1 protein-coding gene is annotated in these 1,162 nt (G+C 66.4%); it reads right to left on the reverse strand.

Annotated features, from left to right (window positions below):
* Nucleotides 1-208 precede the first annotated feature (208 nt).
* Nucleotides 209-1,027 (reverse strand): transglutaminase family protein, encoded by an 819-nt coding sequence (locus ABZT49_RS27165; RefSeq protein WP_091888983.1) that lies wholly within the window; start codon nucleotides 1,025-1,027, stop codon nucleotides 209-211.
* Between the last annotated feature and the right edge of the window lie 135 nt (nucleotides 1,028-1,162).

Raw genomic sequence — 1,162 nt, forward strand, 5'->3', positions numbered from 1 at the left:
ACCTTCTGGGCTTCGATCGCGAGCATCATCGAGGACAGCAACAGGTTGATCATGTCTCGCTCCGCACCGCGGCAGATGCGGCACGGCGTCAACCCGCCGCGATGGAGGATTGATCCGGCCCCGAAACGCAGCGCAGCCCTGCAAGCCGCCCCGTGACCAAGGGGCGACCTGCGCGAGCCCGCGAGCCGACGGGCCGGGCCGGATCGTCTCATGCCGTGAGCGGCGTCGCCTCCTCGGTCGTCACCCGGAAATCCACGAGGGTGTTCGGCCCGAACGTGAGCGTCAGGGGCACGTCGGCTGCGTCGCGTCCGTAGGCGATCAGGATTCTGCCGATTCGCGAGCTGTTGTTGCGCGGATCGAAGGTGTGCCAGCGGCCGCCCAGAAAGACCTCCATCCAGGCCGCGAAATCTCCCGGAGCATGCGGCAACGGCAGACCGATGTCGCTGACGTAACCGGTGCAGTAGCGAGCCGGGATGTTGAGGCAGCGGCAGAACGCGATCGCGAGATGGGCGTAGTCGCGACAGACACCGCGACGTTCCTCGAAGGCCTCCAGCGCCGTCCGGGTGGGCCGGGAATGCTCGTAGCCGAAGGCGATGCGATCGTGAACGTAGTCGCAGATCGCCTGCACCCGCGCCCATCCCGGTGCCATGGCGCCGAACAGGTCCCAGGCAGTCTGCGACAGGCGATCGGTCTCGCAGTACCGGCTCCCGAGCAGGTAGAGCAGCGTGTCGACGGGCAGGCTGCGCACCTCCTCCTGCCGTGCGACCGTGTCGGTCATGTCCCCGTTGCCGTGATCGCGGACGACCGTGTCGGTCTTGAGCGTGAAACGCCCGGCCGGCGCGACGAGCCGGTTGCACCAATTCCCGAACGTGTCCCGATAGCCCTCCAGGGGCACGGCCGGCACCGTCAGCAGATAATCCGGTCGCTCGAGATCGGAGAACCGCGACGCGTGGACGTTGAGCATCGTGACGACCGGCGTGTCCTGCACGAAGTCGTAGGTCATTTCACAGCCGACGTGGATGCGCATCGCGTGTCTCCGGGGGGACGGCAGGGTCGCGCTCTCCCTGAACGCGGGTCGGCTCGCGTCTCCGGTTCACGTGGCTGCACTCGAACGATCCATGACACGAATGGGCGATCTGTACAGCACGAACAAAGAGCTTTT

It is taken from the genome of Methylobacterium sp. EM32 (genome assembly GCF_040593685.1).
Taxonomy (GTDB): Bacteria; Pseudomonadota; Alphaproteobacteria; order Rhizobiales; family Beijerinckiaceae; genus Methylobacterium.